The following is a 15,794-nucleotide window of genomic DNA, read 5'->3' as shown; positions in this document are numbered from 1 at the left end:
CTTGAAACAGCCCATAGCTGGTTACATTTTCTGCATATCGCTTAAGCCACCATTCGTCGGCATGCCTCAGCACACTTTCTGCAAGATTCAGCACAACGTTGGCAATGATCGTGATCATGTTTAGCACATTCTTGCTCGCAACGTTCGCAAACTGCTGCACAAAGTTCTAAAATCTGTTTAGTAAATGGACTATTGCGCGTCATCGCTTGTGCTGTATACGCACATATATCTGCACATTCACGGTCCAAGCGAATGCACTCGGCCATCATTTTCATATTTTCTTCTTTTAAACATGCGTCAAAACAGGTATTACATGCCTTTAGACATTCTAAACATGCTTTCAGGCATTCTTCGTATTCCGTATTCATGGACTCACCTCCTGCTATTTTTACAATCAGTGGTATTTTCCCCTTAAAAGTCGTTTTAAAACTAAAAATAAAAAACTCCTTAAAAAGTCCTTATTTCTCTTTATATGTCAGGTTCCAAAGAAACTGATTACTATTCTCTGTGCCAGTAATAATCACTTAGTACATCCGCTAATGCTTCGGTAGTCCGATTAAGTTCTTCTAACGTATTATCGACGCCACCAATTTCTACAATAACTGAGTTTGGAGATACATCTTGGTTATAAACTCCGTTCCCTTGACTGCTATCTTTTTTAAGTATTCCTTTTGACAAACCCGGATAATGAGTAGCAAGAAGTTTATCCAAGCCTTCTGTAAACAAAAGATTGCTTGCATAATTTTTATGTCCAGTACCAACTACAAATAACAGACGTGCAAAACTTTCTCCATTCATTTCTTTAGTGGTAGAATCTTTACGCAATGAATCACGATGAACATCCAAGAAAATTTCCAAATCTTTGTTTTTCGCACGTGCAGAGCGTACAAGTTCCCCCGATAACTTATAAGAACTGTTAAAGTCTAACCCTCTTATATCTAATTCTTGTACGATATCAGTTGAATCCACTTTCGTCCCTACTCCTCTTTTCTCCAATGCCCTCCCAAGCATTTCACCTACTAACGTAATATTCGCTCTCGAGTGGTAAGCATCCTTCGGTTTATCAGTGTCTTTAAAATACGGTAAAAAAGATTCCCTACTATGGGAGTGATAAATATAAATGACATCCTTTCCAAAAGTAGAGTGCAAAGAATCTATCGGGATTATTTTGGGTGATTTCATATTTTCAAAAATCGCATCGAAACCCTCTCTGTCAAAGCTTCTATCTTTTAAAAGGTCTTTCATAGCAGGTTTGAATTCATCTCTATCTGGTTGGTCCAAATTAATTTTCGGAATATCTATTCCATTGAATGTTCCGTCAGAGGATTCGTTTATTTTCCCAAAAAGCTTAGGTATACCTGACGGGCCCTTCAACGTATCCATTTTTAAATCGGATATAAAATACAATTTATCCGGCAAAGAATTTCCTTTGATTTCTTCACGAAAAAAAAAGAATGTTAGAAATAAGACTATGAGCAACCAAATGAGAAATAGAATGGTTGCTATATATAGTAAAGTTATTAGTAGAGGCCTTTTCTTCTTATCTTTTTTATTGGATTTACTGAGTATTGGAGACATTATGTAACTCACCTTTATTAAAAAGCAATGAAACATTGACTTTTTTATTTTATTATTTATTTATGCAAATTTTAAAACAGCCAGTGTGGCTAATGCACACTGGCTGTTTACATAATGAATTACGTCATTTTACAATATGCTTTAGCGTTAATGTCACGGACTTCCACATATTATTGGATTGAGTTTATTCCACCTTTACCTGTCCCATCATGCCGTTGTCTTCATGTTCAAGAATATGACAATGGAACATATACACACCCTTATGCTTAAATTGTATAGCTATTTTCACTCTCTCATCTGGTTTTATGGAAATACTGTCCTTCCATCCTCGTTCATTTTCCGGTGGCTCTTTTCCGTCTCTTGAAATTATTTTAAATTGCGTTCCATGAATGTGGAACGGATGGATCATTCCGCCCATCATGTCCGGTTTATTGTAAATTTCCCATACTTCAGTGACTCCTTGCTGTTGTGTGAAATCAATTCTTTCCGCATCAAATTTCTTTCCATTTATCGTTACCTGGTCCATCATCCCAAAGAGTTCCACTTTTTTTGTAACTGGCATTTCCATCTCTTCTTCTGTCAATGAAAAATTATTCATCTCTCCCGGAATCCTGCTAATTTTTCCGCTTTGATCAGAAACCTCAAATGGTAAAAGGATAGATCCATCTTCATTTATTAGTGCCAAGTCAATTGTTGTATTAAGTTGTGAAAAATCAACAACTATTTCCACCCGTTCGGATGGTGTTAGTGTAATTTCTTTCAGTGCAACCGGTTCATTTAAAAAACCACCATCCGTAGCGATTTGAACAAAGGAATCCCCTGTATTCAATTTAAATGTGTAATTCCTCGCATTCGATCCATTTAATAAACGGAGACGTACTTTCTCTTTGTTTACAGTCAACATGGGATTCAACGTCCCATTGATCAATAACGTATCTCCAATAGTACCATCATCATTCAATACAGCGCTGAAATTCAATTGCTTCTCGTCATCAAATGTTCTATCTTGAAAAATCAATGGAATATCATTCTTCCCATAGTCATTTGGAAGTCCAAGACCCTTTGAATTGTCATCTTCGATATAAATCAATCCTGCAAGTCCATTGTATACTTGTTCAGCAGTTTTCCCTTCTGGATGAGGATGGAACCATAACGTTGACGCTTCTTGTGCCACTTCAAATTCGATAACCTTTTCTTCTCCCGGTTTTAAAGAATTATGTGGCCCACCATCTACGTCCCCCGATACTTCCAGCCCGTGCCAATGAAAAGTCGTCTCCTCATCTAGTTCATTTATCGTTCTAATTTTAACTGTATCACCTTTATCAAAACGAAGCATCGGTCCTAAAAACGTCCCATTGTAGCCATACGTATTTGTTTCAACACCATCAAATATTTCCGTTTTCCCTTTTTGTGCTCTAACTGTGTATACGACTCCTTCCTCATTATCACGTTCAAGCATGGAAGGTATTTTCAGTTCATTTTCCCCTGTTGAGTTGTTTAAACTTACAACCTCGTCATGGCTCATATGATCATTTCCCATCATGTCTTGATCCATAGATGAGTGATCCATTTCTTCCATGTCTTGATTCATAGTTGAATGATCCATTTCTTCGTTAGGCTTCGAATTGTTACTACCACAGCCGCCGATAACCAATATACTAATCGCCAATGCGGCAATCTTTATCTTTATTCCCATCAATTATTTCCCCTCTCGTCTGGATTTTTTCTTTTTTAGTGTAACAAGAAAATATGAAAAAACTATGCACGAGAAAGGTATGTATGAAAATCGTCATAATTATTGCAGAGTCTTTGTATAATTGATGAGAATTCCAAATTAAAGGGTGTTGCAACAACAGAACAACCCCATTCAAAACAACCAAACAAGGAGTTACCGATTAAAAGCTTAAAAAAATGCTAGTGGTGGTTGTAATGGCGGGCTTTAATTAAATCGCAAGAGCCCTTAATGACTCCAATGTGGGTCATTAAGGGCTCTGTTATATCATCATTAAATCCTGTATTGTTTTTTTTTTAGGCCCGTTATACAAAAGCATGTAACTAATGCAACGAAGGAAACAAACAATGCAAATAGTAATCCAATAAAAGCCATGAATGTATCATTTTCCGGCGTTCCAGGCCCAAGATTAGCTATCATATAAATAAAAGTGAGCAGCAGGAAAAGATAAAAACTACTGCCGATTGTACTCATGATTAATCTTTCTCTCTTTCCTTTATTTCCGGCATTATGAATTGCTATCCACAAATATATGCTTACGAATGTTGCTAATAGCATGATTACCAAATGGAGAAAAGGAATATTTAGGACTCCCAATAAAAAAAATAATGATACCGCAACACTAAACAATAAAGCATTAATGAAAAATAAAAATATGCCACTAAGCCATTCATTCTTAAACCATCTTGCGTTCGACAATTTTTGGACTAATAATGTGTTTGTACTGGGCATTTGAATGAAAGCTTGTTTGTTAAGCAAGAAAATAACTATCAAAAGAGAACCCAGTACCAATAATATTGACATAAACACCTACTCCTTTACCTGTTTTTCGATTATTATAATTTTTAATAATATATTCAAGCATAGCCCCTTTTCCATTCCTTCTCAAAAATTTGTCAAACTCCTTTCTCTATCAATTGTAACGTCATAGTGTTCTTAAAGTTTCGTTACATAATTTTTTTTAAAATGGTGCCTTCGCGCCTTTTGTAAGGTTGTATGTTAAATTGAAAGGAGCCTATGCCAACTCTTAAAGGAATCGGCATTGGCTCTTTTTTGTTATTCTTCTCTTGTTAATTTTTTAAATTCACTTTTTGTAGACGCAATGCATTCAACACTACCGATACCGAACTGAACGCCATTGCTGCCCCCGCCACCCAAGGGGCTAATAAACCAATTGCCGCGACTGGTATTCCAATCGTGTTGTAGAAGAAAGCGAAAAACAGGTTTTGCTTAATATTTCGCATTGTTTTTCGGCTCATGATAATTGCATCCGCAACACTATTTAAATCCCCCCGCATCAGTGTAATGTCAGCTGCTTCTATGGCGATATCCGTTCCAGTACCGACTGCCATTCCGACATTTGCCATGGCAAGTGCTGGCGCATCATTGATACCATCCCCTACCATCGCTACATTCTTGCCTTGTTCCTGAAGCTTTTTAATCTCTTCACTTTTCTGTTCCGGCAACACTTCCGCAATTACGTTAGACAGACCGACTTGACGGGCAATGGCCTCTGCGGTACGTTGGTTATCACCCGTAAGCATGATGACTTCTAGACCAAGCTCCTGCATTCTTGCAATCGCTTCTTTCGACGTTTCTTTCACTGTATCGGCGACTGCAACGACACCTGCAAGTTTGTGATCCACAGCAATTAGCATCGCTGTTTTCCCTTCGCTCTCTAGTTTTTCCATCGCTGCTTCCGAATCCAAGATTGCGATGTTATGTTCTTTCATCAATTTTCTTGTTCCAACTAACACTTCTCTACCACTTACTTCAGCCCGAATTCCATAGCCCGGCAAAGCTTCAAAATCAGTTGTTTCAAGAAGTGCAATGCCTTTTTCTTTTACGCCATTAACAATCGCCTGTGCTAAAGGGTGCTCGGATTGGTTTTCAGCCGTTCCAACCAATTGGAGAACTTCCTCTTCGTTAAAGCCGTCAGCCACCGAAATATCTGTCAAGGCAGGTTCGCCTTTTGTAACTGTTCCCGTTTTGTCTAAGACAACAGTATCGATTGACTGCGTGTTTTCCAAATGTTCTCCGCCTTTAAAGAGAAGTCCCATTTCAGCGGCTCGACCCGAACCTGCCATAATCGAAGTGGGTGTCGCCAAACCAAGTGCACATGGGCAAGCGATGACCAAAATAGAGATGGTCGGAATGAGGGCTGAACGGAAATCACCCGGTGTAACAGCAAAATACCAAATAAAGAACGTGACAATCGCGATAACGACTACTACCGGTACAAAAACTCCTGAAATCCTATCGGCTAAACGCTGGATTTCCGCCTTAGATCCTTGTGCTTCTTCGACCACTTTTACAATCTGTGCTAACGCTGTGTCTTTCCCTACTTTTGTCGCTTTTATTTGCAATGAACCATTCTTATTAATGGTTGCGCCAATCACTACGTCACCGACGACTTTATCAACTGGAATGCTCTCACCTGTGATCATCGATTCATCAATTGCGGAGCGCCCTTCGATGATTGCTCCATCCACCGGAATCTTTTCACCAGGTTTCACAAGGATTGTATCTCCTGCTATGACTTCCTCAATCGGCACCTCTTTTTCTATGCCGTCTCTCAGAACGCGGGCTGTTTTAGCTTGCAAGCCAAGAAGCTTTTGAATTGCCTGACTTGTTTTCCCTTTTGCACGAACTTCAAATAACTTACCAAGTACGATTAATGTGATAATGACAGCAGATGCTTCAAAATAGAGCTCAGGCATTCCAGTGCTACCTGCCATTTTCCATTCCAGCGTAAGATAAAGGCTATAGAAATATGCCGCGCTCGTACCGAGTGCTACCAATACGTCCATGTTGGCACTTTTGTTTCGAAGCGCGTTAAAAGCACCTTTATAAAATTGAGCGCCGACGATAAATTGAACCGGTGTTGCAAGCGCGAGTTGTACCCATGGGTTCATTAGAATAGCAGGCATATAGATGAATGATAGGAATTCAAAATGAGCAACCATCGTCCATAACAACGGAAGCGTCAAGATGAGCGAAAAGATGAACTTTCTGTATTGCTTTTTGATTTCCTGCTCTTTATGATCCATCTTGTCTTTACCGTCTTGCTTGGGAATCAATTCATAGCCCATTTTCTTAACAGCCGTAATCATATCAGCCGTTTCGACCTGTTTACCGTCATATTCAACCGAAATCGTTTCCAACGCAAAGTTGACATTTGCATTGGCTACTCCATCCATCTTACTAATTCTTTTTTCTATCTTCGTCGCACATACCGTACATGTCATGCCAGAAATATCAAAAGAAGCTTTTTCTTGAACGACACTATAGCCAAGTTTTTCAACTCTTTCCTTAAACTCATTGACATTCGTTTTATCCGGGTCGTAGACGATTGTAGAACGCTCCAATGCAAAATTGACATTTGCTCGCTCAACGCCTTCTATTTTGGAAAGCCCTTTTTCAATTCGGTTTGCGCATGCAGCACAAGTCATTCCATTAATTTGTAGCGTTTTTTCATTAGTTGCCACTTATTATCACTCCTATACGTAGTAGGGGTATACTCATTCGAAAAAGAAAGACCATACCAGAAGGTACGATCTTATCCACCGCCTTCTACCCCCATATGGTAGAAGCGGAAGATTATTAGTTGACTAAACCCTCTAACACATAATGCACGAAATCAGACGATGTCATACCCTTGCTCTTCAATCGTCTCCTTGATCTGATCCAAAGTTGTTTCCTGATTGTCAAACTCTACGGAAACTTCACCACTGCCAAGATCCACCTTCACGGAAGAAACACCTGTAAGATTGCCAACACTTCCCTCGATTGAACCGACGCAATGATTGCATGACATCCCTTGTACTTTTACTATATCTTTCATTTTGACGACCTCCTTTTTAGTTATTATTCCAAATTTACTATACCCCTGTATAGTATGTCAATTGAAAAATTTTTCTATAGCCTATTATTTCGTCATCGTTTTCATAACATCCATCAATTCCTTAATGGCGTTTTCACCGTCTTGCCCCTTAATCGCATTCGCTACACAGTGGTGCGTGTGATCTTCAAGCAAGGCCAAAGAAACTTTATTCATTGCTGATTGGATGGCACTGATTTGATGTAAGATATCCACACAGTAGCGATCATTATCGACCATCTGATGGATACCCCTCACTTGCCCTTCAATTCGTTTTAACCGGTTGAGGAGCTGTAGTTTATTTGGTTGAACCGTTGTTTTGTTTGGCTCCTTCATAATTCACCCTCCTTAACAAGTACCTATACCCCCTACCCCTATATTAACTCTTTTCTTATTGAAGGTCAATTTATTAATTTCCGCAACTTTTACTTATTCCTATTATTCATCATTACTGTAAATCCAATCATTAATCACATCGAGGCCCAATCCCTATTGCCCTTTTCTTTAGAACCCGGAATAACCTCTTCTACTACTACAAATATCATCGCCCCTGCTGCAAAACTTAATGCAAATGGGAGGAGTGTTGTCATGAACGTAACCGCAAGAACTCCTACCACGGCTGATATAGGCTCTACCATTCCTGAAAACTTTCCATATGAGAAACTTTTCCGACGAGATATACCATCTCAACGGAGAGGCATTCCAACAGCTGTACCTTCAGGTAGGTTTTGAATACCTATCCCAACCGTCAAAGCGATTGCTGCTGCCAAAGATACGGATGGAAAACCCGCAGCTACAGCACCAAAGGCAGCGCCGATCGCAAGACCTTCAGGTATATTATGAAGTGAAATGGCTAGAACGAGCAGTGTGCTGCGTCGCTAATTTTCAGATTTTATCTCCTCTGCTTCTTTCATTAGGGAAGTAAGAAGTAAGATGTAAGTGTAAAATAATCTTATCAGCCCCCCATAGAAAAAAAACACCCAATAAAAATACAAAGACTGCTGGAAACCATGAGGGCAAAGAACTACTTTCTGCCATTTCAACGGCAGGCGAAAGCAACGACCAAAAACTCGCTGGAATTATAACACCTCATGCAAAGCCTTACATTCCATCCATTAGCTTTTGGTTTACAGTCTTTGTCGTAAATACTAAGGCAGCCCCAATTGCGGTCATTCCCCATGTGAATAAGGTTGCAATTAGTGTCTGGGTTACCGGACTTAACGTTGCAAAAAATTCAATCATTTTATTTCTCAGTTCACAAGAACAATAAGATTTGTCATTTACATAACCTCTTTCGTTATCTATAATAATAAAAATAATCATATCATTTAATGCTCAAATTTTCCGCCAGGGCAACATTCCACATTTTAAACTTCAGGAACTGATATCTTTTTTTCTATCAGAAACATAAAATTGACGTACATCTTTTATAGTATATGTACGCCAATAGCTTGTCATAAGAAATTATTTGTATGAAATTGCAGTGAATACAGCTGCAGCAAATTCTGCACGAGTTGCTTCTTTTCCTACGTTAAACCCCGGTGTCTGAAAGACTTTTGTCTGATCAAGAGTCTTCAATGCATGAATTGCTTCTGAGGCCCAGTGACTTGTTGGGACATCATCATAATTAGATGCGACTTGTACTTTCCCATCCAGTTGTCCTTGGAGATAAAATGCTCGATTGACGATGGCTGCAAGATGTGCACGTGTAAGTTTGTCGTTAATACCGAATTCACCTGTTGCAAATCCTTGAAGGATTCCAGCTTCATTCAAAGCCGCAATGTCAGCTGCAAATTGGTGATTTGGCGCGACATCTTTAAATGTCACTTCGGTTGATGCTTCTAATTTAAGCTCGCGATTTATCATTACAGCTGCTTGTCCACGAGTAATTGATTTTTCCGGTTTGAATGTGAAGTCTTCGTAGCCAGTTATTACTCCACTCTCGTTTAATGCAATGATTGCCTCAAAAGCAGGATGTTTTTTCGATAGATCTTTAAATGCTTCACTCATCTGATCAGCAGGTTTTACCTGTACAGGTTCAAAAGCTACTTGGGTGTTTGATATACGTTTTGCTCCTGCATATTTAGGAGCCCAATAAGGATTTGTCTTTAGATTTGCTTTTAGGACTCCATGGCTCTTAGCCGAGATGAACTCGTTGTTCCCTAAATAGACTCCTGTATGTGAAATACCTTTTTTATATGTATTTGCAAAAAATACAAGATCCCCAGGTTGCAGATTTTCTTTACTAATTGTAGTTCCCACCCTAAACTGATCCTCTGATGTTCTCGGTAGGCTCATGTTGAAATTATTGAATACATATCTGATATAACCCGAACAGTCAAATCCAGACGTAGTTGTCCCACCGAATTTATATGGCGTACCAAAAAACTTTTCCGCATACGCTGCAATCTCATTCGACGTTGCCGCACTAACTTTATTTGTCGATATAAAAGGTATTGTACTAATAAGAAACACAGCCATTAGTATTTGAATAAATCGATTTCTCATTTTCCACCCCAACTGTTTTATTGATGTCTCTTTTTTTGTTCGACATCTTTATTTATCACTTCCTGTATAACTTTAGCATGGTAACTATGATTATTGTTTTACAATCACAATACATTCGCATGACAAAACTAAGGATTAATTAAGGAGAATTAGTGCAATATTTTAGCACTTAATCTTGCATTTACGACACGCAAAATAGAAAAAATCGCCTAGATTCATAATCTAAGCGATTTTTTCTATGCTCTTGTATCTTGAAACTTGCAATAATCCCCTAAAAAAGGTATTAATCTATTTCTATATGATTTAACTTACAATGAGCAAACCAACCATACCAGACTCCCTATGTCCTGGAACTGTACAAATGAATTCATAGACTCCTGATTCAGTCGGAGTAAATGTCAATGTCTTCGTACTTTTTGGTGAGGCATGGAGATGTATCACGTTTTTTTCTGTTCCATGATTATGCTGGGGTCCATTATCAATTGGTAGGGATGGAACTTTGATTTCAATGTCATGTTCGATCTGATCTAGGTTTGTGAGAGTTAAATTGACCGCCCTGTCTTTCTTAACATTAATTTCTTTTGTTGAATACTTCATATCAACGGTTTCTAGAACAATCATTTGGCTTTCACTATCTAGACTTTCAGTTGACGTAGTTGTCGCTGAATGATGACTTTTTGATAACTCTAATCCTATTGTATTTACATATTTTTCTACAATCAAATTACCCCCTATTATATAAACAGCCATAATACTTGAGAGTGAAATTGGTTTTAATAACCACTTTTTAGTATGTATTCTCGAATTTCTTGGTGTTTTCAAAATAGCCATAATAAAAATTGTGCTTAGGGATAGAATTAAAAATAGCTGTATCAAACTTATTGACTGATCTACACGAATCATCTCGCCTAGCATTGCCCCCATCATGCCGCCCATTAAACCAGCCATTATTCCTTCCAATACAGAGAGGATTCCAAAGCATAAACCACATAATGAACCTGCAAGCACACCAATAGCCATTGAAAGTATCGTTGAAAGGAATAGGTTACCTTGATAAGTAACACCTAATAGAACACCGGCAGTCAAACCTACATTCATCCCAAAGTACATTGAAATCATCATTCCTTGCATCGTTCGAAATTTTCTTTTCCAGATTATCGCTACTATAACGACTACAAGTGTTAACAAAGCAAGTGAACCTAATACAAATAATTGATAGTTCCCCACTAATCCCCCACCTCTTTCTAAATTGAAATAATGCTTTTGTTCACATATTGCATGTAATGGTTATATACCTTGTAAGGGTATGTAACATGACCAATCTTCATGAATCGTTCACAGGAGTAATCGTGCGTTTCTTTAATATAGAGAAAACGAAGATTTTGCATAATTCATGCATATTTAATGGTATATGGACGATATACCTATAACCTGGTAATTATGAAAGGAGCAAATCGCATGACTAATCATTCACATGGTCACTACTAACCGCAAGAGCATATTGCAAAAGAAGAACACTTGACTCACAAAGAACAACATGGTCATGAAGGTCATCACAATCATCACACCCATATGGTAAAGAATCTCAAAGAACGTTTTTACATCTCATTTCTCGTAACGATTCCTATTTCGGTCCTTTCTCCTATGATTCAAATGTTTCTTGGCGTTAATTGGCGTTTTAACGGAGACATGTACATCCTGTTTGCTCTATATTAATGTCTTTGAGTACAGTTATTGTCGCAATTAATGGTCGATTGTTAAAAATTTGATTTAGAGGTAATTCAAAAACTCGATAGAATAACATTCTCCATCGAGTTTTTGTATACAAAGAAGCTATCACTTATATTTTATTAACTTCCCATTTCTTCTTTTCAAAATTATGTTCCAATTATACTTTAAGAAATTTACGCACTGACATAAAACTGCCCCAAACACCTATAAAGATTCCCATGAATAGGATTAGTCCATTCAATTGGAAAATGAATGGTGTCGTGTTTAGCAATTGTAATAGTTCTCCTTGCAATTTCTGTTCCCAATACTCATATAGTTTGAAATAGAATATGGAAATGATGAGCATTGGAGCGATTGCCCCCAAAATGCCAAGCCACATTCCTTCCAATAAAAACGGAATACGCACGAAGTTGTTCGTCGCTCCGACTAATTTCATAATTTCAATTTCAGTTCGTCTAGCAACGATTGTTATACGGATTGTGTTTGAAATAAGGAACATCGCCGTAAATAACAGTGCCAATATCAGAACCAGACCGACGTTTCGGCTCATGTTCAGTACGTTGAAAAGTTTTTCTACTTTATCTTCGCCATACACGACTTCATATGTATAGTCGTATGTATCAATTTTCTTTGCAATAGTAGCAGTCTGTTGCGGGTCCTTCGCTTTTACATACAGTGCATCGCCAAGCGGATTGCTCTGTTTATATAAGCTAAGTTCGTCACCAAATGATTTAATCATCTTGTCCAACTCTTCATCTCTAGACGAAAAGACCACTTCGAGTATACCTTCTGTCGAACGGACTTTTTCTACTAACACTTTAATTGCCGCCTCGTTCGCTGCAGGATCTGCAATTACTTTAATTTCCACGTCATTCTCGATACTTTGCGCAAGTTGGTTTAAATTCATCATAATTACGATAAATACACCGACAAGCAAAAGAGTGACAGTAACAGCACTGACTGACGCAAACGTCATCCAGCTGTTACGGCGAATGCTTTTGAAACTTTCGCGTACATGCCGACTAAGTGTTCTAGCCTTCATAGTACTCACCCCCGTATTCATCACGGGTAATGAGTCCGCCTTTTATCGCAATGACACGGTGTTTGATTGTATTAACAATTTCCCTGTTATGGGTGGCCATGACAATCGTCGTACCACGAGTGTTGATCTGTTCGAACATCCTCATGATCTCCCATGATGTTTCAGGGTCAAGATTTCCTGTCGGTTCATCTGCAATAACAACTTTCGGTACATTGACGATTGACCTCGCAATAGAAACACGCTGTTCTTCTCCGCCTGATAATTCATTTGGAAACATCCGCGCTTTTTGCGTAAGTCCGACAAGCCCAAGGACGTCATTCACTTTTTTTCGAATCTCTGCTGGTGATTCTTCAATTACCTCTAGTGCAAACGCAACATTCTCATAAACATTCAATTTAGGTAAGAGCTTGAAGTCTTGAAAAACAACACCAATCTGCCTTCGCAAATAGGGAATACGCTTATTCCGCAATGTTGCTAGATTTATGCCGTTAACAATAACATCTCCGCTTGTTGGTGCTTCTTCACGATACATCATTTTAATGAATGTCGACTTACCAGCACCACTCGGACCGACTACATAAACGAATTCTCCTGGGTCGATTACGACGTTAAGACCATTCGCTGCAACCACGCCATTGGGGTATTTCTTGTACACATTTTTCATCACAATCATGATAAGAACACCTGAATTTTCATATCCTTCATACACTTTCCCCCTATTTATTTGTCCCTATTTTATATTTTTATCAATGAGTTGAATATTATCCATATTTCCCATGATAGTTGCCTTAAATTTCGCTGTCCTTATTATTAGGTTTGATAAAGGATGACTTTGAAACTACATCAGAATCCCATAAATCCTCCAAAAACCGGACTAAGCCATATGATAATGTAAGTCAACCCATCGAAGAATAGGAGCACACCAAGTGCAATCATAAAGTATCCCCCGACCTTCGTAATTGTCCGGTTGTGTTTTTGAATCCAAGAAACCCGTGTTATGAAAAGGGACAGAAGGAAAAATGGGATTGCGAACCCAAGAACGTATGCACTCATATACCATACACCCGAACCTGGATTTTGGGAGGCAATCATAAATACAGCCCCAGTAATCGGTCCGGTGCATGGGGTCCAGCCTGCAGCGAATGCGAGTCCTATAAGGAACGTACCAAAATAGCCGGCTGGACGATTCTTAAATTGTAATTTCTTCTCTTCCATTAAAAACTTGGGCGTAAAGAAACCTAGTATCATCAAACCGAATATGACAATGAAAATTGCACCAACTTGTCGTAGAAGATCTTGGTACTGGAAAAAGAACGTCCCAACAAACGATGAACTGTATCCAAGAAAAATGAAGATAACTGAAAAACCCACTAGGAAAAAAATTGTATGGAAAATCCCGCTTTTGTTGAACTTTCTTTTATCGGATTTAAGGTCATCAAGCGACATCCCCGTAATGTAAGAAATAAAAGCAGGATATAGCGGCAGTGTACAAGGCGATATGAAATTAAGGAAGCCAGCACCAAAAGCAATAAATAAATTTAAATCTGTAAACATCTATGTAATCTCCTTTTTTGAACAATTCATCAGAACAAAATCGTCCTTAACACCACTTTTAGGTGTAACAACCATGATGATTTAAATCCCCCAAAAAGTGATTGTATCTAAAACGCCAATAACTACAAGTACAAATCCAGCAAAACGTTGTATAACTCTTCCTACTTTCATGCTTCGCTTCATAATTAGACGCTTCGCATCGAAAAGCCATATTAATAAGAACAGGAATAGAAGAGGTAGTGAAGTTGCAATACCAAAAACTGCTGGCAGGACAAAACCATACGAAGCCGTCACAACAACGGGCATAAGCCAGAGGAAAAAAATGACGAACATGGTCGGACAGAAGGCAAGTGAAAAACTAGCTCCCAACAAAAAAGAGCCAAGCTTTCCTTCCCGCAACTTCATAGGAATACGCATTGTTATGCGTTGAAGAAATCCTAGTTTAAGAACACCCAGCAAAACAAGTCCCGTCATTATAATAAGCGGGCCAATCGCTTTACGGAACAGAGGGAAATACGCTGTCATTGTTGTTTCAAACGATTGGCCAAATAGCCATGCCAGAAAGCCAAGGGAACTAAAGACAGCAATTTTCCCGGAAATAAAGGAAAGAATTTCTACCCAATCCGTCTTCAATTGAACTGTACGATTCCCATAGAAAGTGATTGCGCTCATATTCCCTGTTAATTGACAGGGAGCAACAGCACCTATTAAACCCAACAAAAGCGCATAGATAAGCGGATCATCTGCAAATGAATGTACAAGAATCGTAAGCGGTTCACTAATTTTTTGACTGATTTTCGACATCATTCCATACATAGATGAAGCACCTCCAAACTCCTTATTTTGCTAATTCACCGCTTTCTGCGAGCGTCTTCCAATTGAGTCCTTCATCTTTTGTTAAATAAATATCATTATTGTGCGTAGCGATGACAATTTCTTTTGGGTTATTAGGATTCACCGCGATAAAGGCAATTGGTTCAATCTGTTGATTATTTGGCAACTGAATTTCTATTTCTTGATCACTATCTAATGCAAATGATGTAAGCATCACTTTTTCATTTTCTAGATTCGCATAGAATCCACCTGCGTCAGTCAATGTCACATAAGTGACCATTTTCGCTTCATTGAACAAGCTGAACTTTTCGCCATAATCTTCCGAGAGGAATAATCCCTCTTTACTGCCAATAGCAATCATTTCCTTACGTGTGGGATGAGCGGCCAAGTTCGAAATAAATTCGGAATTGAATTCTTTCATGGAGGATTCTTTCCAAGTGGTACCCTCATCCGTGGAATAATGAAGTCCTGTGGACATCCCTTTTGTTGGTATTTCATTCAATACATAAATTACTTTCGACTCATAGCCAGCCGCAAGGTAATGGAAATCGATTTCTCCGTAGAATGCTAATTGATCAAAACTTGCCCCCTTTTCCGTGCTCTTGACAAGTCCGAGAGGGTTTTTATAGTTAGATCCTGGTTCAGGATGACCACTCGAGAAAAAACCTTCACGTATTGCCTGAAAACCCATATAATCGTGCTTTTCACTGTTTGCTTCTTTCCATCCACCTTCGCCATATTCATATAGTCCATCATGTGTTGAAATCACAATTTCAGGTCCACCATTTATATAGCCCAAGCCATGTAAGTGTTCAAATTTACTATTTTTCACTTTATCAAATGAATATGACTCACTTTCTTTGTTACAGGCCGACATGATGGCGACCAATGACATCAATCCCACTAATATTTTAATTTTATTCATTTTAACAATT

The 15,794-nt window shown here is 38.5% G+C and carries 14 protein-coding genes and 1 pseudogene; all 15 read right to left on the bottom strand.

The window, feature by feature from the left end; all coding sequences use genetic code 11:
- Nucleotides 1-41: 41 nt before the first annotated feature.
- On the bottom strand, nucleotides 42-368 hold the full coding sequence (locus tag I2484_RS10615; protein ID WP_186668924.1) for a four-helix bundle copper-binding protein: 327 nt from the start codon (nucleotides 366-368) through the stop codon (nucleotides 42-44).
- A gap of 130 nt (nucleotides 369-498) precedes the next feature.
- Nucleotides 499-1,578, bottom strand: coding sequence for a stage II sporulation protein P (locus I2484_RS21485; RefSeq protein ID WP_255551300.1), 1,080 nt, complete (start codon nucleotides 1,576-1,578; stop codon nucleotides 499-501).
- Nucleotides 1,579-1,762: 184 nt separating this feature from the next.
- Nucleotides 1,763-3,274 (bottom strand): multicopper oxidase family protein, encoded by a 1,512-nt coding sequence (locus I2484_RS10605; RefSeq protein ID WP_207150997.1) that lies wholly within the window; start codon nucleotides 3,272-3,274, stop codon nucleotides 1,763-1,765.
- A 309-nt stretch (nucleotides 3,275-3,583) separates the two neighbouring features.
- Nucleotides 3,584-4,114, bottom strand: a complete 531-nt coding sequence (locus tag I2484_RS10600; RefSeq protein WP_207150996.1) for a hypothetical protein — start codon at nucleotides 4,112-4,114, stop codon at nucleotides 3,584-3,586.
- Between the two features lie 266 nt (nucleotides 4,115-4,380).
- A complete protein-coding gene (locus I2484_RS10595; protein ID WP_186668912.1) occupies nucleotides 4,381-6,798 on the bottom strand; it encodes a heavy metal translocating P-type ATPase in 2,418 nt (805 codons plus the stop codon).
- Nucleotides 6,799-6,950: 152 nt separating this feature from the next.
- A complete protein-coding gene (gene copZ / locus I2484_RS10590; protein WP_186668905.1) occupies nucleotides 6,951-7,154 on the bottom strand; it encodes a copper chaperone CopZ in 204 nt (67 codons plus the stop codon).
- An 84-nt stretch (nucleotides 7,155-7,238) separates the two neighbouring features.
- The gene (locus I2484_RS10585; protein ID WP_207150995.1) at nucleotides 7,239-7,526 is read right to left on the bottom strand and encodes a metal-sensitive transcriptional regulator; all 288 of its coding nucleotides are present in this window, start codon (nucleotides 7,524-7,526) and stop codon (nucleotides 7,239-7,241) included.
- Between the two features lie 134 nt (nucleotides 7,527-7,660).
- Nucleotides 7,661-8,432: pseudogene (locus I2484_RS10580) on the bottom strand (ZIP family metal transporter).
- A gap of 222 nt (nucleotides 8,433-8,654) precedes the next feature.
- Complete coding sequence (locus I2484_RS10575; RefSeq protein WP_207150994.1) at nucleotides 8,655-9,698, bottom strand: C40 family peptidase; 1,044 nt, start codon at nucleotides 9,696-9,698, stop codon at nucleotides 8,655-8,657.
- A 303-nt stretch (nucleotides 9,699-10,001) separates the two neighbouring features.
- Nucleotides 10,002-10,925 (bottom strand): plastocyanin/azurin family copper-binding protein, encoded by a 924-nt coding sequence (locus I2484_RS10570; RefSeq protein WP_346014179.1) that lies wholly within the window; start codon nucleotides 10,923-10,925, stop codon nucleotides 10,002-10,004.
- A gap of 661 nt (nucleotides 10,926-11,586) precedes the next feature.
- Nucleotides 11,587-12,471: a permease-like cell division protein FtsX gene (ftsX, locus tag I2484_RS10565; RefSeq protein ID WP_207150993.1), complete on the bottom strand. Its 885-nt coding sequence runs from the start codon at nucleotides 12,469-12,471 to the stop codon at nucleotides 11,587-11,589.
- The gene (ftsE, locus tag I2484_RS10560) at nucleotides 12,461-13,144 is read right to left on the bottom strand and encodes a cell division ATP-binding protein FtsE (RefSeq protein WP_207150992.1); all 684 of its coding nucleotides are present in this window, start codon (nucleotides 13,142-13,144) and stop codon (nucleotides 12,461-12,463) included. Before ftsE ends, ftsX begins: the two co-directional genes overlap by 11 nt.
- Nucleotides 13,145-13,314: 170 nt before the next feature.
- Nucleotides 13,315-14,025, bottom strand: coding sequence for a cytochrome c biogenesis CcdA family protein (locus tag I2484_RS10555; RefSeq protein WP_207150991.1), 711 nt, complete (start codon nucleotides 14,023-14,025; stop codon nucleotides 13,315-13,317).
- 81 nt (nucleotides 14,026-14,106) lie between these two features.
- Nucleotides 14,107-14,841: a cytochrome c biogenesis CcdA family protein gene (locus I2484_RS10550; protein ID WP_207150990.1), complete on the bottom strand. Its 735-nt coding sequence runs from the start codon at nucleotides 14,839-14,841 to the stop codon at nucleotides 14,107-14,109.
- Between the two features lie 22 nt (nucleotides 14,842-14,863).
- The gene (locus tag I2484_RS10545) at nucleotides 14,864-15,784 is read right to left on the bottom strand and encodes a F510_1955 family glycosylhydrolase (protein ID WP_207150989.1); all 921 of its coding nucleotides are present in this window, start codon (nucleotides 15,782-15,784) and stop codon (nucleotides 14,864-14,866) included.
- Nucleotides 15,785-15,794 lie beyond the last annotated feature (10 nt).

It is taken from the genome of Sporosarcina sp. E16_8 (genome assembly GCF_017347095.1).
Taxonomy (GTDB): Bacteria; Bacillota; Bacilli; order Bacillales_A; family Planococcaceae; genus Sporosarcina.
The sequence above is the reverse complement of the archived record's forward strand: the minus strand, read 5'-3'. Positions and strand labels throughout refer to the sequence as shown.

Coding starts and splice junctions, on each gene's coding strand:
- I2484_RS10555 (WP_207150991.1), bottom strand. CDS start 14,025: ATGTTTACAGATTTAAATTTATTTATTGCTTTTGGTGCTGGCTTCCTT.
- I2484_RS10605 (WP_207150997.1), bottom strand. CDS start 3,274: ATGGGAATAAAGATAAAGATTGCCGCATTGGCGATTAGTATATTGGTT.
- I2484_RS10575 (WP_207150994.1), bottom strand. CDS start 9,698: ATGAGAAATCGATTTATTCAAATACTAATGGCTGTGTTTCTTATTAGT.
- I2484_RS10545 (WP_207150989.1), bottom strand. CDS start 15,784: ATGAATAAAATTAAAATATTAGTGGGATTGATGTCATTGGTCGCCATC.
- I2484_RS10600 (WP_207150996.1), bottom strand. CDS start 4,114: ATGTCAATATTATTGGTACTGGGTTCTCTTTTGATAGTTATTTTCTTG.
- ftsX (WP_207150993.1), bottom strand. CDS start 12,471: ATGAAGGCTAGAACACTTAGTCGGCATGTACGCGAAAGTTTCAAAAGC.
- I2484_RS10615 (WP_186668924.1), bottom strand. CDS start 368: ATGAATACGGAATACGAAGAATGCCTGAAAGCATGTTTAGAATGTCTA.
- I2484_RS21485 (WP_255551300.1), bottom strand. CDS start 1,578: ATGTCTCCAATACTCAGTAAATCCAATAAAAAAGATAAGAAGAAAAGG.
- I2484_RS10550 (WP_207150990.1), bottom strand. CDS start 14,841: ATGTATGGAATGATGTCGAAAATCAGTCAAAAAATTAGTGAACCGCTT.
- I2484_RS10585 (WP_207150995.1), bottom strand. CDS start 7,526: ATGAAGGAGCCAAACAAAACAACGGTTCAACCAAATAAACTACAGCTC.
- ftsE (WP_207150992.1), bottom strand. CDS start 13,144: ATGATTGTGATGAAAAATGTGTACAAGAAATACCCCAATGGCGTGGTT.
- copZ (WP_186668905.1), bottom strand. CDS start 7,154: ATGAAAGATATAGTAAAAGTACAAGGGATGTCATGCAATCATTGCGTC.